Here is a 20,368-nt window from a genome sequence, read left to right on the forward strand (position 1 = left end):
GGGCCTTTTCGGGGGGTGTTTGGCTCTTGTGGGACGAGGCCGACAGACACCATGCCCCGCCGCGTGTCACAACCCGTCTTCATCTCGAGACACGGAGGCCCCATGTCTGCCAAGACCCTGCCCTCGGCGCATCCGGCGCTCCGATGGTTCTCCGCCGTTGCCGCGCTGGCTGCGGCCGGCGGCATTTCGTACCGGGCCTATCGCCAGGGCCTCCTGCGTGCGGAGGACAAGTCGCTCGACGCCTGGCGCGCGTTCGAAACCCATGCGCATGCCGGCGCCGACCGGCTGGTCGCGGCGGCCGTGCTCGCGGCAAGCCCGCACAACTCGCAGCCCTGGCGCTTCACCGTGGGGCCGGGCGAGATCCTGGTTCACGCGGACTTCGAGCGGGCGCTCGGCGCGATGGATCCTTACGAGCGCGAGATGTTCATCGGGATCGGCTGCGCGCTGGAGAACATGGCGATTTCCGCGCCGGGGGCGGGGCTGGCGACCGAAATCGCGCTGCGGCCGTCGTCGAGCCGTGAGCTTGCGGCGCGGGTGACGCTGACGCCGGCGCCCGAGGCGGTGACGCACCGGCTCGAGGCCGCGATCGTCAGGCGCCGCACCGACCGCGGGCCCTACGCGCTCGCGGGCGAAATCGACGACGAGGCCCTGGATGCGCTTCAAGCCGAGGTCGCGGGCACCGGCGACCACGAGCTCGTCTTCTTGCCCAGCAAGAGCGAGGAGGCCCGGCGCTTCGGCGCGCTCACGCTGGAGGCGACGCAGGACATCATCGCGGACGCGCCGATGAGCCACGACAGCGCGCGCTGGTACCGGCAGGACCAGACGCTGATCGATGCGCGCCGCGACGGCCTGACGATGCAGACGCAGGGGCTGGCGCCGTGGCTCGCAACCCTGGCGCGCTTGGTCCCGCAGACCTCGGAGCAGTCCGCCCATTCCGTGTGGCTCAAGAACACGCGCCACGTGCAGCTGGCGACGGCCGCGCACTTCGGCCTCTTTGTCGTTCCGGCGCATCGCCTGCTGGACGACGTGGTCTCGCTGCAGATCGGGCGCGCCTGGCAGCGGCTTCAACTGGCGGCGACGCTGCGGGGGCTGGCCTGCCAGCCGATGAACCAGATCCCGGAACGCATCTGCCGCGAACGCCAGCTCGGGCACGAGCCGAAGATGCAGAGGGCCGTCGAGCAGCAGCTCTTTCTGAACGGTGGACTGCCCACCTTCTGCTTTCGCATCGGCGTGCCCACACGCGAGGTGACGCACAGTCCGCGCAGGCCCGTCGAGACGGTGCGCCGCGTCGGCGAAGCCGTGCACGCGCGAACCGAGAAATGAACGAGCGAACGAACCAAAGGAGAAAGCCATGCTTCAACAATCCCCGATGTATGCCTACATCCCCGTGAAGGACGTCGCTCGCGCGCGGCAGTTCTATGAACAGAAACTGGGGTTCAAGCCCAAGATGGAAACGGCCGGTGGGGTGGTCTACGACTGCGCCGGCGGCACCAGCTGCTTCCTGTACCCGACGCCGAATGCAGGCACCTCGCAGGCCAGCCAGGCCTTCTGGGAGGTCGCGGATATCGAGAGCGAAGTGGCCGAGCTGAAGAAGCGCGGGGTGGTGTTCGAGGATTACAAGATGCCGGGGCAGGATGCGAACGGGATCTTGAACGAGGGCGGAGCGAAGGCGGCTTGGTTCAAGGATACGGAGGGGAACATCATGGCGGTGATACAGAGCCTTTGAGATTCATCCATCCTTCCAATAAATTCGCGCCAAACGGCTCGTAGCGATCAGGTCTTGTTCCTTTGCAGGTGTTCGCGCAGCGCACCTGCCTCGGGCAAGAACGCCAATGCCGTCCCGAGTTCCACTTGTGGACTGTTCAGCCTGATCATGGAAAGTCGCCTTATCGGAACAGCCGCCATGAGATATGCAGCGAGGTTGTGGTGACCGTCAATGATGAATTCTGACCATGCCTTGTGCACCGATGCCGTCACGACTACGGGTCGTTCTCCGCGTTCGATTGATCTGGCGTATTGCTCAACGACCTCCACGGAGATAGAGCAGACGGGCTGTGTTCAGTCAATGCACTGGCCGCGGAGACGCTGCCTCGGGCGTTGTCCAGCGAGCCGCCGGCGCTCAGGCTCGCATCGCCGTTGCTCTCGAGCTTGCCGTCCGTGTTGACCAGGTCGCCCGTGCTCGCAATCTGCAGGCTGCCTGCGCGCAGGGTTCCGCCGGTATTGTCGAAGCGATCGACATTGGCGCTGAAGCCCTGGGCGACGTTGACGGTGCCGCCCACGTTACTGAAGCTCGGACCGCTGGCGGACAAGGTGGTCGAGGTGAGGGAGCCGCCGTTGTTGTTGACCTGCGGGGTATCGAGCTGGATGGCACCGCCTGCGTAGATGCGGCCGCCATCGTTGAGGATGCTTCCGGCGGCGGTGATGTGGCCGGCAGAGCCAGCGCCCATGTCTTGCGCTTCCACACGCGCAGGCTCTGACGGGCCGCAGGCCCGCGGCCTCCCCTTGAATTCATCACATCCGTTCCTTCTTCTTTTTGGCGGGACGGATTCTGGTTACCCACTGCCTGTTTGTGGGCGGCGCGCGAGAATTCTTTAGATTCTTGTGACCGAATGCTCAGCCATGCGGAGATGGCCTAAGGGTTCGCTTAGAACCTTTGTGATAACGGAAGCTGAGAGACGCGCGCACCCATCCATGCCTTGGGCGGGTGGCGCGCTTCGCCTCGCCTGGCGGCACCTCAGGCCGCAGCGAGCGTGCTCCAAGGTGCAGGGGCTGACGAAGCGATTTCCGTCACTTCGATGCCCGGCACGCCGGTGTCTTCCCACTCGATGCCGATCTCGCGGCGATGGACGCTGGCGGACCGGATGGGCTTGGCGGTCGTCTCGGGCAGCGGCTTGAGCTGGCCGAACGCTTGCAGGAGATGAACAGGCGGCGACACCGTGATGTCGCTTTTGCCGTTGACTTCGTCGCGGCCTCGCTGCACCAGGGCCTCGGCCTCGATCGAGATGGCCGGGTCCAGCGCCATGCAGGTTGTCATCTTCACCAGTGCGGTCAATGCCTTCTCGGGATCGCTTTCGTGCTCCTTGCGGAAGGCCGCGCTCGTAACGAGGGCGTCCATCACCGTGTCCTTCCACTCGTCGCGAGCCTCGCTCTCGCAGTCGTCCTTGCGCTTCGACCGGAGGCGGTCGTGCCAATAGAGGACAGTCAGCGTGGCACTCAGCGGCAGAAAGCCCCAGGCCGATGCGGCGACGATGTAGACATTCCAGCCGGCTTGAGCCGACAGGTCGAGCAGCCATGCATGGCGGTGCCTGCGGCGCCCCAGGACGACGGCCGCAATGGTGATCGCGCTGAGCACGGAGGGGAGGAGCCACGGGGCGATGAATTCGATAGTCATGCAAGGTATTCCTGGAAGAAGTGCCGGAGGGCGCCGATGAAGCCGATAGCGCCGGGGCAGGCATGGCTCATGGACGGGCGCGCGCGTCCAAGGCTTTGGTGATGGATTTGTGTGGTGCCGGGGGTGTGCCCCGTGCCGACTCTGGATTGCATGGCCTGCCCTGCTCGCTCTGGTTGCGAGGCCGCGCATTTTGGTCCAAAGCACGAGGAAAGAATCTGATCAATTCTTGCGCCCGCGCGGGCTTCGCGGTCGCGGCGCGCTCAGGGCGCTGTACCGCGCAGCGCGGCCGCCTGCTGCGCGTAGCTGCGCTCGATGCGCTCGAGCCGGGCTTCGCGCGCGGCCGGGTTGACCCATTTCGCGTTGAGCGCGTGCTGCCGGGCGAGCCGGTAGTCCAGGGTCGCGGTCGGCAGCAGCGCGCTGTTGTCCTCGACCACGTAGCCCAACGGCGCGTGCAGTTGCTTCAGCACCTCGCGCTCGGCATCGCCGCGCGGGCCCCTGGCCTGGCCGTAGCCCGTCAGGAAGTCCTGCAGCCGCTTCTGCAGGGCCGCGGGCTGGTCGCGCCGCATCACGAACAGCGCCGGCGGCGTGGGGCTCGATTCCCAGATCACCTGCAGCCGGGCGGCCTCGACGGGGAACTGCTGCCTGAAGCGCTCGAAGTCGGTGGTGTTGTTGGTGGCCACGTCGGCATCGCCGTTGGCCACCGCCAGCGCGGTGCCCTGGTGGGTGTCGAGCAGTTCGCTCTGGAAGCGCTCCATCGAGATGCCGTGGGGCGCGAAGAGCTCCAGCTGGGGCACGATGAAACCGGACACCGAGCGGCTGTCGCCACGCGCCAGGCGCCAGCGCTCGGGCGCGGCCAGCAGATCGCCCAGCGCGTGGTGCGAGCCGGTCTTGCGCGCGAGCAGCACGGCGCGATGCCTGGACAGGCCGGCATGGCGCTTCACCTGCGCCACCACGCTCATCCGCTGCTGCACGACGGCATCGAGCGCCAGCTTGGCGGACAGCAGGGCGAAGTCCACCTCGCCGCGCCGGATCGCCTGGTCCAGCGATTCGTAGGAGCTCATGGACAGCACGCTCACCGGCCGGCCCAGCGCACGGCTCAGGTCACCCAGGAGCGGCGTCCAGCTCTCGCGCGATTCGACCGCGCCGCCGATCGGCAGCACGCCGAAGCGCAGAGGGACGGCCGCGTCGGTGGACGCGCCCTGGGCGAAGCATGCGGCCGCGGGCACGGCGAGCAGCGCCGACGCGCACAGGAAGCGCCGCCGCATGCCGGCCTCAGGGCCCGTTGCCGCGCAAGGCCGCCGTCTGCTCGGCATACCCGTTCTCGATGCGCTGCAGCCGCGCCTGCCGCGCGGCTTCGTTGACCCATTGAGCGCTCATCGCGCTCTGACGCGCCAGCTGGTAGGCCAGCTTGGCGGCCGGCAGCAACGAGCTGTTGTCGGCCGCCACGAAGCCCGCGAGGTCGTGCAGCGACTTGAGCACGGCGCGCTCGGCGTCGCCGCGCGGGCCCTTGCCGCGCGCGTACTCGACCAGGAAAGCCTGCACCTTCTTCTGGAACTCGGGGCCGTACTCGCGCCGCACGACGATCTGGGCATGCGGGATCAGCTCCGATTCCCAGATCACCTGCAGGCGCTCGGCTTCGGCCGGGAACTGGAGCTTGAAGCGCTCGAAGTCGGCGGTGTTGTTGGTCGCCACGTCGGCCTCGCCGTTGGCCACGGCCAGGGCGGTGGCCTGGTGCGTGCCCACCACCTCGCTGGCGAAGCGGGTCTCCATCGCGATGTGGTTGGGCAAAAAGAGCTGCAGCTGCGGCACGATGAAGCCCGACACCGAGCGGCTCTCGCCGCGCGCCAGGCGCCAGCGCTCGGGCTCGGCCAGCAGGCCCTTGAGCGTGGTGCGGGGCCCGGTCTTGCGTGTGAGCAGCAGCGCGCGGTAGCCCGGCAGGCCGTCGTGGCGCGTGACCTGGGCGACCACGCTCATGCGGCGCTGCGTGACCGTGTCGAGCGCCATCTTCCCCGACAGGAAGGCCATGTCGACCTGGTCGCGCTGGATGGCCTGCTCGAGCGCTTCGTAGGAGTTGACCGAGAGCACGCTGACCGGCCGGCCAATGGCGCGACTGAGGTCTGCCAGCAGCGGCTCCCAGTCGTTGCGCGACTCGAAGGCGCCGCCCAGCGGCAGGATGCCGAAACGCAGCGGGGCCTCGTCCGCAGCGGAGGCCGTCTGCATCGGGGCCGCGAACGCGAGGCCCAGCAAGGCGGCCAGGACGCAGCGCCACAGCAGCGCGAGCACGCGCCGTGCCATCATGCGCAGACGCTCGGCGGCGGGGCGGACGAATAGGACGAAAGAAGCACCATCGGCGCCATGGACGGGGACCTGCATCTTCTTCTGGAACACGTTGGGCTGGGAACTCCGGCAACGGGCTGGTCAAAGCTGTTCAGTCGAGAACACAATTAGAAACCAACTTTGGCAGATTCCGTGACATTTTCCTCTGGACATGTACTTCAGTCGGAGCCCGGCCCCGTGCCGGCGTCCCGCTGATACGCCGATGAACTGGCCCTTCCGTGCCCTGCGCCTGCTGGTGCACCTGACGCTGGCCCAGCAGCTGGTGCTGCTGGCGCTCCTGCCCGCCACCGTGGCCACGCTGGGCGCGATCGCCGTGCTGACGCGCCAGCACCTCGCGAACGTGACCGAGCTGATGCGTGCCAACGCCCAGACCGTGGCGCTGCAGGTGGCCACCGTGGCCCAGTCGCAGCTGCAGCGCATGGACCGCCGCGCGATGCAGCGCACCGCGCAGTCCGGCAGCTACCAGCCGCATGTGCAGCAGGTGCAGATCTGGTCCGATGACGGCGAGATCCTGGCCAACTCCGAGACCCAGGACCGCCAGCGCGGCGAAGGCCTGCAGGTGGTGGCGCCGATCGTCGCCGACGACGGCAAGCACGCCGGCAAGGTGATGGTGGAGATCAGCCTGGACGCGGTGGAACGTGCCAAGCGTTCGGTCTGGCTCAACGTGGTGCTGGTGCTGGGCGCAAGCCTGGTGGGCGTTGGGCTGGCCGGCTGGTGGGCGGCGCGCCGCATCAGCGCGCCGATCCAGGCGCTGGGCGAGGCGGTGGACCGCCTGGGCGCCGGCGAGGAAGTGCAGGTGGCGGTCGAGGGCACGGCCGAGGTGCGGCGGCTGCAGCACGGCTTCAACGAGGCGGCCGCCGCGCTGTCGGAAAGCCGCGCCATGCTCGAGAGCCGCATCGCCAACGCCACCGCCGAGCTGGCCAGCAAGAACCAGCAGCTGGAGGTGGCGAGCCAGGCCAAGACCCGCCTGCTGGCCGCCGCCAGCCACGACCTGCGCCAGCCGCTGCACGCGCTCACGCTGTTCTCCGACGGCCTGGCCAACGGCGAGACCGACCCGGTGCGCCTGCAGCGCATCGGCCACATCCGCGAATGCGTGGATTCGCTGGACCGCCTGTTCTCGGGCCTGCTCAACCTCTCGCAGCTCGATGCCGGCGTGCTGCAGCCGCAGTGGGCAGACTTTCCGCTCGACCAGCTGTTCGACGAGATCAGCCGCAACTTCCGGCCGGTGGCCGAGCAGCAGAATCTGCGGCTGGTGGTGCGCAAGACCGAGCTGTGGGTGCGCAGCGACTACGTGATGCTCTCGCGCATCCTCAACAACCTGGTGTCGAACTCGCTGCGCCACACCACCGAAGGCGGCGTGCTGGTCGGCGCGCGCCGGCGCGGGCGAGGCGTGCGCATCGACGTCGTGGACACCGGCGTCGGCATCGCGGAACACCACCAGTCGCGCGTCTTCGAGGAGTTCTACCAGGTCGAGCCGCAGCCGCGCCAGGGCCGCGACGCAAGGGGCATGGGCCTGGGCCTGGCCACGGTGCAGCGGCTGGTGGCGCTGCTCAATACCCACGTCGAGCTGAGCTCGCGGCCGCACAAGGGCACCTGCGTGCGCGTCATGGTGCGCGGTGCCGATCCTGCGCTGCCGGCGCCGGGCGCGCTGCCGGCCACCCTGGGCGTCGACGAAGAGCCCAGCCTGCACGACGTGCGCGCCCTCGTGATCGACGACGAGCGCACCATCCTCGAAGGACTGCAGGTGGTGCTCAGCAACTGGGGCGCCGAGGTGATGACCGCGCAGACGCGCGCCGAGGCGCTGGCCTTTGCCGACAGCTGGGACCGGCCGCCCGACCTGGTGGTGAGCGACCTGCTGCTGCAGGGCGGCGACAACGGCCTGGACGTGCTGGCCGCCCTGGAGCGCCATCCGCGCGGCATCGGCGCGGCTACCGCGCGCCTGCTGGTGACCGGCGAGACCAAGCCCGACCGCCTGCGCGAGGTCGCCAGCGCGGGGGTGGCCGTGCTCTACAAGCCGGTGTCGCCCAAGCTGCTGCGGCAGGCCATCGGCGCGCAGCTGGCGGCGGTGCGCCAGACCGCGGCCTGAGCGAATCGGCCGGCGCCGCTCCCCTCCGGGGCCGCATACGAAATAAGGCATAGGCCGAGCGGCCGCGAGCGGGTGCCATCCAGCAGCGCAATCCGCCCGCCCGCGGTTCGACCTAAGCCCTCTGCCTTATCGCGCGGAGACAGCCGCGTCCGTACATTGGCTTCATCACCACAACGGTGCAGTTCATGCTCGTGAATCCTTCCTCAGCGCTCCTTCGGGGGTTGCGTACCATCGCGGGCGTACTCTGCGCGGCCGCGTTCGCCGCCGGCGCCCAGGCAGCCGGGCTTACGGTGCTGCTGGCCGACGACAACCCCGCTCACGCGGAATTCGTGCGCCTGCTGCGCGAATCGCAGGACGCGAGCAGCCGCTTCGAGCTGGTGCGCCTGCCCGCCGACGGCCTGCCCGCCGACCGGGTCGCCACCGGCGAGGAGCGCGCGAACGCCGGCGTGCGCACCCGCAGCCTGCGGCCCAGCGTCCCGGTGAACGTGCCGGTCACCATGGCGGTCGGCGTGGCCGCGGCGCGCAGCGCGATCGAGCGCCCCGGCCAGGATCCGCTGGTGCTCGCGATGCTCAGCCGTCTCGACTACGAAAGCCTCAAGGCCAGCCCCGCGCTCAAGCGCGGCGACCGCCAGGTCGGCGTGCTGCTGCGCGAGCCCGCCATGGCCGACCAGCTCGTGCTCATCGATGCCCTGCTGCCGCAAAAGCGCCGGCTCGGCGTGGTGGCGACTGCCGAATCGGAGCCGATCGTGCGCGAGCTGCAGCGCGCCGCCCAGGGCTGGGACCTGCAGGTCGAGTACGCGCCTGATGCCACGTCGCTGGCCTCGGTGCTGCGCGTGCTGGTGCCGCGCAGCGACGCGCTGATGGTGCTGCCCGACCTGATCGGCGACAGCCAGGCCGCCACCCTCTCGGTGCTGCGCGCCGGCGCCACCGCCGGCCTGCCGGTGTTCGGCACCAGCGACGGGCTGGTGCGTTCCGGCGGACTCGCGGCCGCGGTCTCCACGCCCGGGCAGCTCGCGCAGCAGGCGCGCGCGCTCGGCCAGAAGCTGGCCATGGGCCCGGTCGCGGGCGGCGTGCTGGTGGAGGCGGCGACGCCTTCCACGGTGCGCGTCAACGCCACCGTTGCGCGCGGGCTGGGCCTGCGCGTGCCCGAGGAGCGCGAGCTGACCGAGCGGGTGACCGCCGCCCGATGACCCACTCCACCAGCCACGGCCTGGCCTTGCCCACCGCCGCACGCCCCTCCGAACCCGCCGCCGACGGCCGGGCGGTGGTGGTCGGCGGCAGCCTGCAGCGCGACCTGTTCCGGCTCGGCGTGGTGCCCTGCGCGGCCGTGGCCCTGGCGCTCACCGCCTGGTTCACCCACAGCCGCCTCGACACGCTGGAAGCCGCCTTCAATGCCGAGGGCCAGGCGGTGGCGCGCCAGGTGGCCGCGATGTCCGACCTGAGCCTCTATGCCGGCGACCTGCCCGCGCTGCAGAACGTGGCCAACGCGGCCCTGCGCGGCGGCCAGGTCACGCGGGTGGAGATCAGCAACAGCGCCGGCGTGTTTGTCACTGCCGGCTCCAAGGCCGCGCCCATGGGGCAGTTGCGCATGTTCACCGCGCCGGTGACGCTGCGCGAGGCCTCGAAGGCCAGCGCCTTCGCACCCGAGGGTGCGACCGCCGCCGGCGACAAGCCCATCGGCCTGGTGCAGGCCTTCCGCGACACCACGGCCTACGCGCACGAGCGCACGCGCTCGCTGATGGCGGGCATCGGCATCGCGATGATTGCGCTGATCGCGGCCTGGGCCTGGGTGCGGCACACGGCGCGCACGGTCGCACAGCCGCTGCGCCGCATCTCGCGCACCGTGGCCGCGCTGGAGGCCGGCCGCTTCGATGCGCGTTGCAACGTCGTCACGCGCGGCGGCAAGGCGCCGGCCGACGGCGAGGACGAGGCGCGCAGCGGGCAGCACGAGCTCGCCAACCTCGCGCACGACATCAACCGCCTGGCCGAACGCCTGCAGCGCAACCGCCAGCAGAGCGATGAGCAGGTGCGCGTCGCCACCGCCGTCGCGCTGCAGCGCATGGCCGAGGCCGAACAGGCCGCACTCTCGCGCGCCCGCTTCCTCGCAGCGGCCAGCCACGACCTGCGCCAGCCCCTGCACGCCATGGGCCTCTTCATCGACGGCCTGCTGCCCACCGCCAGCGCAACGCAGCGCCCTGCGGTGCTGCGGCTGCAGGAAGGCGCCGAGTTCATGGGCGTGCTGCTCGACGACCTGCTCGAGATCTCGCGGCTCGACGCGCAGGTGCTGACGCCGGCCATCGGCAACGTCTCGCTGGCGATGCTGTTCGACCAGCTCGGCGCCCAGCACGCGGCGCGCGCCGCCGCCTCGCAGGTGCGGCTGGTGTGGCGGGACCGCGGGCTCGCGGTGCGCTCCGACCCCGCCCTACTCCTGCGCATCATCGGCAACCTCGTGGGCAACGCGATCACCCACAGCGGGGCCGAGGGCACGGTGCTGGTGGCGGCGCGGCGCCGCGGCGGGCAGGTGCGCATCGAAGTGCGCGACAACGGCGTGGGCATTGCGCCGATTCACCAGGCGCGCATCTTCGAGGAGTTCTACCAGGTCGCGAACACCGAGCGCGATCGCCGTCAGGGCTTCGGCCTCGGGCTGGCGATCTGCGCCCGCATCGCCGCGCTGCTGGGCACGCGGATCGCGCTGCGCTCGGCGCTGCAGGCCGGCAGCACCTTCTCGCTGGAGCTGCCTGGCGCCGATCCGCGCGACGTGCCGCCGCCGGCACCGGAGCCGGTGGCCAGCTCGCCGCTGGCCGGGCTGCGCTGCCTGGTGGTGGACGACGATCCGGCCATCCTCGACGCCACCCGGGCGCTGCTCACGCAATGGGACTGCGAAGTCGAATGCGTGGCCAGCGGCAGCGAAGCGACGCGCCGTCTTGCAGATTCGGAGACGCGCTTCGACGTGCTGCTGTGCGACCTGCAGCTGGCCGACGCCGAGGACGGCATGGAAGTGATCGAGGCCGCGCGGCGCCTGCAGCCCCACGCGCTCGCGGTGCTGGTCTCGGGCGCCACGGGGCCCGAGGCGCTGCAGCGGCTGCGGCAGGGCGGCGTCACCCTCCTGACGAAGCCGGTGGCGCCGGCCAAGCTGCGCGCGCTGCTGTCGACGCGGCGCGCCGGGCGCATGGCTTCCTGAGCCGGTCCTCAGGTCTGTCGCGTCACTCGAGCTGCCGCGTGGTCGCTCGAGGTTTGCCATGTCCAAGGACATGGCGTCCCCGAACCCGGCGCTCCGCATAATCCCCGCCGATGGACCGCCTCAAGCAGCTCGAATCCTTCGTCGCGATCGCCACCCGCGGCAGCCTCACGGCCGCCGCCAAGGCCGAGGGCGTGGCGCCGGCGATCATGGGCCGGCGCCTCGACGCACTGGAGGAGCGGCTGGGCGTCAAGCTGCTGGTGCGCACCACGCGCCGCATCACTCTCACCCACGAGGGCAGCGCCTTCCTCGAGGACTGCCAGCGCCTGCTGGTGGAGCTCGCCAATGCCGAGGCCAGCGTGAGCGCGGGCGGGGTCAAGGCCAGCGGCCACCTGCGGGTGACGGCGCCGGCGGGCTTCGGCCGGCGCCACGTGGCGCCGCTGGTGCCGCGCTTCCACCACCTGCATCCCGAGGTGACGATCTCGCTGAACCTGAGCGACCGCGTGATCGACGTGGCCGGCGAGAGCTATGACTGCGCGGTGCGCGTGGGCGACCTGCCCGATTCCTCGCTGGTCAGCATGCGCCTAGCCGACAACCGCCGCCGCTGCGTGGCCACGCCGGAATTCATCCGCCGGCACGGCGCGCCGCGCCATCCCAACGAGCTGGCGCGCTTCGCCTGCCTGACGCTCTCCAGCGATGCCTCGCAGACCCGCGGCTGGGCCTTTCGGGTGCCCGGCGCCAACGGCGAGCATGAGGTCATCTACCTGCGCCCCACCGGCCCGCTGGACTGCTCCGACGGCCAGGTGCTGCACGACTGGTGCCTGGCCGGCCACGGCATCGCCTGGCGCAGCACCTGGGAGGTGGAGGCCGAGATCGATGCCGGCCTGCTGGTCCCGCTGCTCGACGATTTCGCGGCGCCGCCCAACGGCATCTATGCCGTCTTTCCCCAGCGCAAGCACCTGGCGCTGCGGGTGCGGCTGTGGCTGGATTTTTTGAAGGCGCAATATGCACGGCCGGAGTTCTGGGGCGGCACAATCGCTGCGCCTGCGACTTCCCCGGAAAAAACAAGATGACCCTCGAAGCGATCCTTGCGTACGTGCATTTCCTGGCCATCCTCACGATGGTGGTCTTCATCTCGAGCGAGGCCGCGCTGTGCCGCGTGGAATGGCTCAATGCAGCGGCGGTCGAGCGCATCGCCAAGGTGGACATGGTCTACGGCATCTCAGCCATCGCCGTGCTCGCCACCGGCCTGGCGCGCACCTGGTGGGGCATGAAGGGCACCGCCTGGTACTGGACCAACCCGCTGCTGCACGTGAAGCTGGGGCTCTTCATCATCGTCGGCGTGCTTTCGATCTTCCCGACGCTCACGTATTTCCGCTGGCGCAAGGCAGTGCGCTCCAGCGGCTCGCTGCCCGATGCGGCGGATGTCAAGAAGACGCGCAAGCTGGTGATGATCCAGGCGCACCTGATCGCGCTGATCCCGCTGGTGGCCGTGTTCCTGGCGCGCGGCTTCGGGGCAAGGGGCTAGCCGTGCAGCCGGCGTCCATCAAGGCGCTGTTCGCCGGCACCATCTTCCTCAGCGCCTTCCTGCTGTTCCTGGTGCAGCCGCTGGTCGCCAAGCAGATCCTGCCCTGGTTCGGCGGCTCGGCGGCGGTGTGGTCGGTCTGCATGGTGTTCTTCCAGGTCGCGCTGCTGGCCGGCTACGCCTATGCCGACTGGATCTCCCGCCGGCTGCAGCCGCGCACGCAGGCGAAGGTGCATGGCGCGCTGCTGCTGGCCAGCCTGGCCTTCATGCCGGTGCTGGCCGACGCGTCCTGGAAGCCCGGCGGCGGCGAGGAGCCGACGCTGCGCATCCTCGGCCTGCTGGTCGCGACCATCGGGCTGCCCTACTTCCTGCTGTCCACCACCGGGCCGCTGGTGCAGGCCTGGATCACGCGCACGCCGTGGGGCGCGCAGGTGTACCGCTACTTCTCGCTGTCCAACCTGGCCTCGCTGGCGGCGCTGCTCTGCTACCCCGTGCTGATCGAGCCGCACAGCACGGTGCAGCAGCAGGCCTGGGCCTGGTCGGCGGGCTACGGCGTGTTCGTGCTGCTGTGCAGCGCCACCGCGTTCTACGTCGCCGGGCGCTGGCCGGCGGCGATCCAGGTCGTGGCGCCGTCCGGCGACGCGCCGGCGCCCGCGGCCAGCCCGGAGACGAAGCCGCGCCTCATCGACCAGCTGCTGTGGCTGCTGCTGCCGGCGCTCGGCTCCTGGCTGCTGCTGGCCGTCACCAACCATGTCACGCAGAACGTGGCGCCGGTGCCCTTCCTCTGGGTGCTGCCGCTGTCGGTCTACCTGCTGACCTTCATCCTCAGTTTCGAAAGCGACCGCTGGTACCGCCGTGCGGTGGTCCTGCCGCTCACGGCCGCGATGCTGGCGCTGTGCGCCTACGGACTGCAGGACAGCATCGGCTCGCACCTGCGCACCGGCCTGCCGATCTACCTGGTCGGGCTGTTCCTGCTGTGCCTGTGCCTGCACGGCGAGACGGCGCGCCTGCGTCCGGGGCCGTCGTACCTCACGCGCTTCTACCTGATGCTCTCGCTGGGCGGCGCGGCCGGCGGTGCGCTGGTCGGCCTGGTCGCGCCCCATGTGCTGCCGACCTTCTACGAGCTGGGCATCGGCCTGGTGCTGTGCGCGCTCGCCGCGGCACTGGTGTGGCGCCACCGGCGCATGGGGGTGCTTGCATCGCTGGCGATGGCGGCCTGCTGCGGCTGGTTCCTGGCCGAGGAGCTGCGCGACGACGCGCGCGCCAGGCGCATGGACCGCAACTTCTACGGCGCGATGATGGTGGTGGACTCGGGCATCCTGCCCGACGACCGGGTGCGGCGCCTCTACCACGGCGCGACGCTGCACGGCGAGCAGTACCTGTCGCCCGCGAACCGCCGCTGGCCCGGCTCCTACTACAGCAGCAGCTCCGGCGTCGGCCGCGCGATCGAGGCGGCGCCGGCCGGCCCGCGCCGCGTGGGGCTCATCGGCCTGGGCGCGGGCACGCTGGCCGCCTACGGCCGGCCGGGGGACGTCTACCGCGTCTACGAGATCAACCCGCGCGTCTTCGATCTGGCCGACACGGAGTTCAGCTACCTGCGCGACAGCGACGCGCGCATCGAGCGCGTGCTCGCCGACGCCCGCCTGGCGCTCGAACGCGAAGCGCCGCAGGGCTTCGACGTGCTGGCCGTGGACGCCTTCTCGGCCGACTCGGTGCCGGCGCACCTGCTGACGGTGCAGGCCATGGACATCTACCTGCGCCACATGAAGCCCGGCGGCGTCATCGCCTTCCATGTCTCCAACCGCTACCTCCGTCTCGACACCGTGGTGGCGAAGCTGGCGCAGGTGCGCGGCCTGCACACGGCGCTGATCGACGACACGCCGGACGAAGTCGATGTCGAGCGCAGCATCTGGATGCTGGTGGCGCGCGATCCGCAGGCGCTCGAGCGCGAGCCGGTGCGCAGCGCCGCCACGCAGCACGAGGCGGCCGCGGACCTGGCGCCGTGGACCGACGACTTCAACAACCTGTTCAGCGTGCTCAGGTAGGACGCGCCGCGTTGCTCTGCCCGATTGCGGGCATTAGTCACACGAGGCTGCGCTATCGAAGGTCCTGCGCCCCGGCCTTGCGTCTTGCCGGGATATAACCCCGCGCAGCGCCAACAACCAACTTCCATCCGCTGCGCTCGCGGGAGGCCCCATGAGAAAAACCAAAAGCGGGCAACGGCTGCGCGCTCGGATGTTCCTGATCTTCGCGGCCATCTCGGCTGCCGTCCCTGCCGTCCCTGCCGTTCAGGCAGCGGAAGAGGCCGCCAGCAGCGGACCACGATTTGCCATTGCCCGCTTCGCCGTGGAGGGCAACAGCCTGCTGCCCGGCGCAGAAGTCGAACACGTGCTCGCTCCTTTTGCAGGGCCGGCACGCAACTTCGGCGACCTGCGGCGCGCGGTCGAAGCTTTGCAACAGGCCTACCGCCGGCGCGGCTACAGCGTGGTCCTGGTGCAATTGCCCGAACAGGAGCTCGCCCACGGCGTGGTGCGCGTCAAGGTGATCGAGCCGCGCATCGGCCGCGTCACGGTGGAGGGCAACCAGGGCTTCTCGACCGCCAACATCCGCGCCAGCCTGCCGGCACTGAAGGAAGGCGCCACCCCCAACATCCGCGACATCTCGGCGAGCCTGCAGGTGGCCAACACCAACCCCGCCAAGCAGACCACGCTGGCGCTGCAGGGTGCCGAGCAGCCCGACCAGGTCGACGCCGTGGTCCGCGTGGCCGAAGACAAGCCCTGGCGGATCGGCCTGGCCGCCGACAACACCGGCAACGCCGACATCGGCCGCACGCGCCTGAGCACGCTCTTCCAGCACGCCAACCTCTTTGGCCTGGACCACGTCGCGAGCCTGCAGTACGTCACCTCCGCCGAAAAGCCGTCGAAGCTGAGCGTGTTCGGCGCGGGCTACCACGTGCCGCTGTATGGGCTGGGCGATTCGCTGGATTTCTTCGCCAGCCATTCGGACGTGAACTCCGGCACGCTGACGGCCGGCGTGCTGCCTCTGCAGGTCAGCGGCAAGGGAACGGTGCTGGGCGCGCGCTACAACCAGAGCCTGCCGCAATGGGGCGACCTGAGCTCCACCCTGATCTACGGCATCGACTGGCGGGCCTACAAGAACGACATCGAGCTCGAGGGCGCGCAGCTGGGCGGCGAGGTCACGGTCCATCCGCTGTCGCTCGGCTATTCGGGCCAGTTGGCGCTGCCCGATGCGGTGCTCGGGCTCCAGCTCACGGGCCTGCAGAACATTCCCGGCGGATCGAACGGCGGCAGCGAGGACTTCGCCCGCCAGCGCGCCGGCGCCTCGGCCAGCTACCGCATCCTGCGCTACGGCGCTGCCTACAGCCGGCGGCTGGCGGACGATTGGCAGCTGCGCCTGCAGTTCAACGGCCAGGCCACCCGCTCGGCACTCGTTCCCGGCGAGCAGTTCGGCGCCGGTGGCGCAAGCTCGGTGCGTGGCTTCCTGGAGCGCGAGGTCGCCGGCGACCAGGGCCAGTTCGCCAGCGTGGAATTCCAGACGCCCAACTGGTGCCCGGCCACGGGTGCCTTCGTGGTGCAGTGCCGCGCGCTGGCCTTCGTGGACGCCGCCCACGTGTCGCGCAACAAGGCGCTGCCCGGCGAAGAGAAGCGCACGTCCATCTCCAGCGCGGGCCTGGGGCTGCGCTTCGCCATGGACCGGCGCGCCAGCCTGCAAGTGGACTACGCCCGCGTGCTCGACGGCGGTGGCGTGCGCGCGTCCGGCGACAGCCGGGTGCATGTCGCCCTGTCGGTTTCCTACTGACGCCGAGGAAAAAATGAAAGCAACGCACGCACGAACCGCACGGGGCCTGTTGGCCGCCGTGCTCATGCTCGCCGGCGCCGGCGGCGCCGGTGCCCAGACCGTCGTCCACGGCCAGGCCAGCTTCCAGCAACTGGGCAATGTCCGCTCGATCACCAACACCCCGGGCACCATCATCCAGTGGCCCGGCTTCTCGATCGCGGCGGGCGAAGTCACGCGCTTCGTCCAGCAGAGCGCGACCAGCACGGTGCTCAACCGCATCACGGGCCAGGAGCCCTCGCTGATCCTGGGCGCCCTCGAATCGAACGGCCGCGTCTTCCTGGTCAATCCCAACGGCGTGCTATTCGGCGCGGGTTCGCGGGTGGACGTGAACGGGCTGGTGGCGTCCAGCCTGGCGATCTCCAACAGCGATTTCCTGGCCGGCAAGATGAACTTCAGCGCCGGCGCGGTGGCGGGACGCGTCGCCAACCGGGGCCGGATCACGACGCCGGACGGCGGCCACGTGGTCCTGATCGCGCCGGATGTCCAGAACAGCGGCCTCATCCAGTCGCCCGGCGGCGACGTGGTGCTGGCCGCGGGGCGCAGCGTGAAGCTGGCCGACAGCGCCAACCCGGCCCTGCACGTCGTGGTCAGCGCGCCGCAGGACCAGGCCGTCAACCTGGGCCAGATCGTGGCGCAGAGCGGGCGCATCGGCATCTACGGCAACCTGGTCAACCAGCGCGGCCTGGTCAGCGCCGACAGCGCGACGGTGGGCGCCGGCGGGCAGATCGTGTTGAAGGCGAGCGGCGACCTGCTGCTGGAGGCCGGCAGCCTGACCAGCGCCACCGGCGCCGGCACGGGCGCCGGCGGCACCATCCACCTGCTGGGTGAGCGCGTGGGCCTCACGGGCAACGCGCGCGTGGACGCGAGCGGCAATGCCGGCGGCGGCACCGTGCTGGCCGGCGGCGACTACCGCGGCCAGAACCCGGCCGTCGCGAATGCCAAGCAGGTCTATGTGTCGGCCGACGCCAGCATCCGCGCCGACGCCATCGAATCCGGCAACGGCGGCAAGGTGATCGCCTGGTCCGACGGCATCACGCGCGTCTACGGCAGCATCAGCGCCCGGGGCGGCGCCCGCTCGGGCGACGGCGGCTTCATCGAGACCTCGGGCCACGCGCTGGACATGCGGGGCCGCGTCGATACGCGCGCGCCGAACGGCCGCACCGGCACCCTGCTGCTGGACCCGACCAACATCTACATCGCGAACGACCAGGCCAGTGCCACCGGCGCGGGCATGGTGGGCACCGACAGTTCGGCCTCCACCTTCGTCGCCAGCGGCGCCGTGGGCGATTCGCTGCTGAGCGTGGCCACCCTGCAGGCCGCGCTCGCCACCAGCATGGTGGTCGTGACCACCGACAACGCGGCGGGCACGGGCGCGGGGATCATCCAGGTGGTCGACCCCGTGACGTGGACCAGCGACACCAGCCTGGCGCTCCATGCCAACGCAGGCATCCGCATCAACGGGGCCATCAGCGGCGGGCCCGGCAGCCGGCTCGAGCTGCGCACGGCTTCGGGCGACATCGACCAGACTGCGCCCATCACCGTGGTGACGCTGTCGGCGCGCGCGGACACGGGTTCGGTCAACCTCGGCCATGCGGGCAACCAGGTGCAGCGGCTGGCCGGCTTTGCCAACGGGGCCGGCGGATTCAACTTTCGCAGCAGCAGCAGCGCGCCGCTGATCATCGGCAATGCCGGCCCGGAAGCCGGCATCACTTCGCTGGGCAACGGGCCCATCGACATCGACGTCGCAGGCGACCTGACGCTGCAAAGCCCGGTCAGTTCGCAGGCCGGCAACATCGTGTTGGCCTCGGCAGCGACCTTCGACAACCAGTCCACCGTGGATTCGATCAGCGGCCGGGTGACGGCGCAGGGCATCGTGCTGCGCCCCTCCCTGGCAGACTGCATGGCCGACACGGCGCTGGCCGGTTGCACCGCGGTGCTGCCGACGCTGGCGGTCTGCCAGGAAAATCCGGCCATCGCCGGCTGCTCGGTCGTGTTGCCGCCCCGGTGACAACGACCCCCTCCCCCCTGCGCCTGCACCGCCCACGCTGAGCGCATGGCATCGCCGACCCGGCCCTGGACGGCTGCGCCACGGTGCTGCCCAGCATGGCCGCCTGCACCAGTGCGCCCGCGACGGCCGGATGCAGCGTGGTCCTGCCGAGCCTGAGCACTTGCACCGCCATTCCTGCGCGGGCGGGGTGTTCCGCCGTGCTGCCGTCGTTGTCGCAATGCATCGCTGCACCCTCGACGGCGGGATGCTCGGCCGTGCTCCCGAACCTCGCCGCTTGCAACGCGACCCCCGCCTTGCCGGGCTGTTCGGTCGTGCTGCCTCCGGTGAATGTCTGCCTTGCCAATCCAACCGCGGCCGGCTGTGCGGTGGTGCTGCCACCGGTACGGGACGCCATCGCCGAACCCGTGAGCCAGGCGGTGAACACGACCACGGACATCATCAACAGCGTCAGCGCCACGGTGTCGAAGCCGGTCGACAAGTCAGAAGACAAGAAGGACGCGACCTCGCTGGACGCGAAGGGCAGCGTCAAGAACGAACCGACCAAGAAGATGTATTGCAACTAACCGGGGCAGACCATGAACCTCCATTCCCCTGTCCTCGCATCCCTCTTGGCCGCGCTCTCGCTCTTCGGCGCACAGGCCGGCGCCGGCACGCCGGCCGGCCAGCTGACGCAGCTGAGCGGCTTCGTGATGGCCGTGAAGGCCGACGGCGTGCTGAAAGTGCTGTCGCCGCAATCCGTCGTCGAAGTGGGCGACACCCTCACCAGCGAGCAGGACACCTACGTTCGCATCGGCTTGGCCGATGGCCGCCAGGCCGTGCTCGGCCCCCATACCCGGCTGAAGATCGCGAGTGTGGCCCGGCTCGATCTGGCGGAAGGTCAACTGCAGGTGCTCGCCGGTCCAGCCCCCGGCGCCGGCCGCCTGGTCATCGAGGCGGGCGACACCACGGTCGATGCCGGCACGGGCAGCTTCAATCTCTTCTACCGGCCGGATCCCGCCGTCGCCCTGGCGCGGCGCGCGTATGCGCAGGCCAGCCTGGCCTTGGCCCCCAGCCCGGTGCAAAGCGATGCGGAGGTGGCGCTGCCTGTCTGGGAGAAGGTGGCGCAGGTCCAGATTCCTTCGGCGCCACGCCCGCCGTCCGCGTCGAGCGCGCTCCTGCCAGGCCTCTATGTGCAAGTGATCGACGGCCTCATCAATATGTCGAACAAGGGCGGCTCGCAAAGCTATTCGCCCGGGCAGTTTGGGTACACGCCCAACTTCGCGCAGCCGCCGGCGATGTTGCCGAAGAATCCCGGACTTCAATTCACTCTGCCGGCAACCTTTTCAATCCCGACCACCGGCGGATCCGCCAGCAACAGCGGCGCGAAGAACAACGCCGTCGATTGCGAAGTGCGCTGAGCGCAAGGAAAAAAGCCCCGCCAGGCCGAAGCCTGCGGGGCTTTTCTTTATCAGCTTGCCGCGCCGCTCAGGCGGCCGGCTTGGCGGAGAGGCATTCCTTCATGAAGGCCTTGCGCTCGTCGCCCTTCAGCGCCTTGGCCTTGGGGTCGGCATTGCAGGTCTTCATCTTGTCCTGCTGCGTCACCGGCTTGGCCGAGAGGCAGGTCTTCATGAAGGCCTTGCGCTCATCGCCCTTCTTGTCTGCGGCGTCCTTGTTGCAGGTCGCCATCTTGCTCTGCTGAGCGGTCGGGGCCTTGGCGGCGGGCGTGGCCGGAGTGGCAGGCATCGCCGGAGCGGGAGCGGCCTTGGCGGCGGGAGCGGCCTTGGCGGCGGGAGCCGCCGGCGTCGCGGGAGCGGCCGGAGCGGCCTTGTCCTGCGCATGCGCCGCGCCGACGGAAAGACAGGCGGCCATGGCCATCAGGGAGAGAAGCTTCTTCATGGTGTGGGTGTCCTCTGAGGTGAGTTGTGACAGGGGCCCCGGGCCGGGGCCGCCCTTGCTAACGGCTGCTGCCGTACGGAGGATGACCGCTGCCGCCGGGGGCCGGGTTT

The 20,368-nt window shown here is 70.1% G+C and carries 18 protein-coding genes; 12 read left to right on the forward strand and 6 right to left on the reverse strand.

Annotation, left to right across the window (positions count from 1 at the left end):
* The first annotated feature begins 102 nt into the window (after positions 1-102).
* The gene (locus GXN78_RS09560; protein ID WP_106557014.1) at positions 103-1,323 is read left to right on the forward strand and encodes a hypothetical protein; all 1,221 of its coding nucleotides are present in this window, start codon (positions 103-105) and stop codon (positions 1,321-1,323) included.
* A 46-nt stretch (positions 1,324-1,369) separates the two neighbouring features.
* Complete coding sequence (locus tag GXN78_RS09565; protein ID WP_204162212.1) at positions 1,370-1,726, forward strand: VOC family protein; 357 nt, start codon at positions 1,370-1,372, stop codon at positions 1,724-1,726.
* 47 nt (positions 1,727-1,773) lie between these two features.
* Here the strand turns inward: GXN78_RS09565 and GXN78_RS09570 are convergent, their stop codons facing one another.
* From GXN78_RS09570 to phnD, 5 genes are all read right to left on the reverse strand, one after another.
* A complete protein-coding gene (locus tag GXN78_RS09570) occupies positions 1,774-1,977 on the reverse strand; it encodes a hypothetical protein (protein ID WP_146163053.1) in 204 nt (67 codons plus the stop codon).
* 2 nt (positions 1,978-1,979) lie between these two features.
* On the reverse strand, positions 1,980-2,447 hold the full coding sequence (locus tag GXN78_RS09575; protein ID WP_106557012.1) for a hypothetical protein: 468 nt from the start codon (positions 2,445-2,447) through the stop codon (positions 1,980-1,982).
* Between the two features lie 287 nt (positions 2,448-2,734).
* Positions 2,735-3,391, reverse strand: coding sequence for a hypothetical protein (locus GXN78_RS09580; protein WP_106557011.1), 657 nt, complete (start codon positions 3,389-3,391; stop codon positions 2,735-2,737).
* A 260-nt stretch (positions 3,392-3,651) separates the two neighbouring features.
* Complete coding sequence (locus tag GXN78_RS09585; RefSeq protein ID WP_106557010.1) at positions 3,652-4,656, reverse strand: phosphate/phosphite/phosphonate ABC transporter substrate-binding protein; 1,005 nt, start codon at positions 4,654-4,656, stop codon at positions 3,652-3,654.
* A 7-nt stretch (positions 4,657-4,663) separates the two neighbouring features.
* Positions 4,664-5,764, reverse strand: coding sequence for a phosphate/phosphite/phosphonate ABC transporter substrate-binding protein (gene phnD, locus GXN78_RS09590; protein WP_239142654.1), 1,101 nt, complete (start codon positions 5,762-5,764; stop codon positions 4,664-4,666).
* A 166-nt stretch (positions 5,765-5,930) separates the two neighbouring features.
* Between phnD and GXN78_RS09595 the strand changes: the two genes are divergently transcribed.
* The 10 genes from GXN78_RS09595 (at position 5,931) to GXN78_RS09640 (ending at position 19,780) form a co-directional block, all read left to right on the forward strand.
* On the forward strand, positions 5,931-7,814 hold the full coding sequence (locus GXN78_RS09595; protein WP_106557009.1) for a hybrid sensor histidine kinase/response regulator: 1,884 nt from the start codon (positions 5,931-5,933) through the stop codon (positions 7,812-7,814).
* A gap of 191 nt (positions 7,815-8,005) precedes the next feature.
* Complete coding sequence (locus tag GXN78_RS09600; RefSeq protein ID WP_239142655.1) at positions 8,006-9,004, forward strand: ABC transporter substrate binding protein; 999 nt, start codon at positions 8,006-8,008, stop codon at positions 9,002-9,004.
* A complete protein-coding gene (locus GXN78_RS09605; protein ID WP_106557008.1) occupies positions 9,001-10,995 on the forward strand; it encodes an ATP-binding protein in 1,995 nt (664 codons plus the stop codon). The genes GXN78_RS09600 and GXN78_RS09605 overlap by 4 nt, the downstream gene beginning before the upstream one ends.
* A gap of 110 nt (positions 10,996-11,105) precedes the next feature.
* Complete coding sequence (locus GXN78_RS09610) at positions 11,106-12,065, forward strand: LysR family transcriptional regulator (RefSeq protein WP_106557007.1); 960 nt, start codon at positions 11,106-11,108, stop codon at positions 12,063-12,065.
* A complete protein-coding gene (locus GXN78_RS09615) occupies positions 12,062-12,520 on the forward strand; it encodes a DUF2214 family protein (protein WP_106557006.1) in 459 nt (152 codons plus the stop codon). The genes GXN78_RS09610 and GXN78_RS09615 overlap by 4 nt, the downstream gene beginning before the upstream one ends.
* A 2-nt stretch (positions 12,521-12,522) precedes the next feature.
* The gene (locus tag GXN78_RS09620) at positions 12,523-14,562 is read left to right on the forward strand and encodes a fused MFS/spermidine synthase (RefSeq protein ID WP_106557005.1); all 2,040 of its coding nucleotides are present in this window, start codon (positions 12,523-12,525) and stop codon (positions 14,560-14,562) included.
* A gap of 151 nt (positions 14,563-14,713) precedes the next feature.
* Entirely contained in the window at positions 14,714-16,336 is a 1,623-nt protein-coding gene (locus GXN78_RS09625; RefSeq protein WP_106557004.1) for a ShlB/FhaC/HecB family hemolysin secretion/activation protein, read from the forward strand.
* 13 nt (positions 16,337-16,349) lie between these two features.
* Positions 16,350-18,383 (forward strand): filamentous hemagglutinin N-terminal domain-containing protein, encoded by a 2,034-nt coding sequence (locus GXN78_RS09630; protein WP_164255398.1) that lies wholly within the window; start codon positions 16,350-16,352, stop codon positions 18,381-18,383.
* A 95-nt stretch (positions 18,384-18,478) separates the two neighbouring features.
* Positions 18,479-18,946, forward strand: coding sequence for a hypothetical protein (locus GXN78_RS09635; protein ID WP_164255399.1), 468 nt, complete (start codon positions 18,479-18,481; stop codon positions 18,944-18,946).
* Between the two features lie 12 nt (positions 18,947-18,958).
* Positions 18,959-19,780, forward strand: a complete 822-nt coding sequence (locus GXN78_RS09640; protein ID WP_146163051.1) for a FecR domain-containing protein — start codon at positions 18,959-18,961, stop codon at positions 19,778-19,780.
* Between the two features lie 67 nt (positions 19,781-19,847).
* Here GXN78_RS09640 and GXN78_RS09645 read toward each other — a convergent pair whose 3' ends face one another.
* Positions 19,848-20,258, reverse strand: coding sequence for a PsiF family protein (locus GXN78_RS09645; protein WP_106557001.1), 411 nt, complete (start codon positions 20,256-20,258; stop codon positions 19,848-19,850).
* Positions 20,259-20,368: the final 110 nt, after the last annotated feature.

This window comes from Variovorax sp. WS11, from assembly GCF_010499245.1.
GTDB lineage: Bacteria > Pseudomonadota > Gammaproteobacteria > Burkholderiales > Burkholderiaceae_C > Variovorax.

Bases quoted from the DNA above. Each gene is read 5' to 3' on its own strand.
- GXN78_RS09560 (WP_106557014.1), top strand. From the start codon at position 103: ATGTCTGCCAAGACCCTGCCCTCGGCGCATCCGGCGCTCCGATGGTTC.
- GXN78_RS09565 (WP_204162212.1), top strand. From the start codon at position 1,370: ATGTATGCCTACATCCCCGTGAAGGACGTCGCTCGCGCGCGGCAGTTC.
- GXN78_RS09575 (WP_106557012.1), bottom strand. From the start codon at position 2,447: ATGGGCGCTGGCTCTGCCGGCCACATCACCGCCGCCGGAAGCATCCTC.
- GXN78_RS09580 (WP_106557011.1), bottom strand. From the start codon at position 3,391: ATGACTATCGAATTCATCGCCCCGTGGCTCCTCCCCTCCGTGCTCAGC.
- GXN78_RS09585 (WP_106557010.1), bottom strand. From the start codon at position 4,656: ATGCGGCGGCGCTTCCTGTGCGCGTCGGCGCTGCTCGCCGTGCCCGCG.
- phnD (WP_239142654.1), bottom strand. From the start codon at position 5,764: ATGCAGGTCCCCGTCCATGGCGCCGATGGTGCTTCTTTCGTCCTATTC.
- GXN78_RS09595 (WP_106557009.1), top strand. From the start codon at position 5,931: ATGAACTGGCCCTTCCGTGCCCTGCGCCTGCTGGTGCACCTGACGCTG.
- GXN78_RS09605 (WP_106557008.1), top strand. From the start codon at position 9,001: ATGACCCACTCCACCAGCCACGGCCTGGCCTTGCCCACCGCCGCACGC.
- GXN78_RS09610 (WP_106557007.1), top strand. From the start codon at position 11,106: ATGGACCGCCTCAAGCAGCTCGAATCCTTCGTCGCGATCGCCACCCGC.
- GXN78_RS09615 (WP_106557006.1), top strand. From the start codon at position 12,062: ATGACCCTCGAAGCGATCCTTGCGTACGTGCATTTCCTGGCCATCCTC.
- GXN78_RS09625 (WP_106557004.1), top strand. From the start codon at position 14,714: ATGAGAAAAACCAAAAGCGGGCAACGGCTGCGCGCTCGGATGTTCCTG.
- GXN78_RS09630 (WP_164255398.1), top strand. From the start codon at position 16,350: ATGAAAGCAACGCACGCACGAACCGCACGGGGCCTGTTGGCCGCCGTG.
- GXN78_RS09635 (WP_164255399.1), top strand. From the start codon at position 18,479: ATGGCCGCCTGCACCAGTGCGCCCGCGACGGCCGGATGCAGCGTGGTC.
- GXN78_RS09640 (WP_146163051.1), top strand. From the start codon at position 18,959: ATGAACCTCCATTCCCCTGTCCTCGCATCCCTCTTGGCCGCGCTCTCG.
- GXN78_RS09645 (WP_106557001.1), bottom strand. From the start codon at position 20,258: ATGAAGAAGCTTCTCTCCCTGATGGCCATGGCCGCCTGTCTTTCCGTC.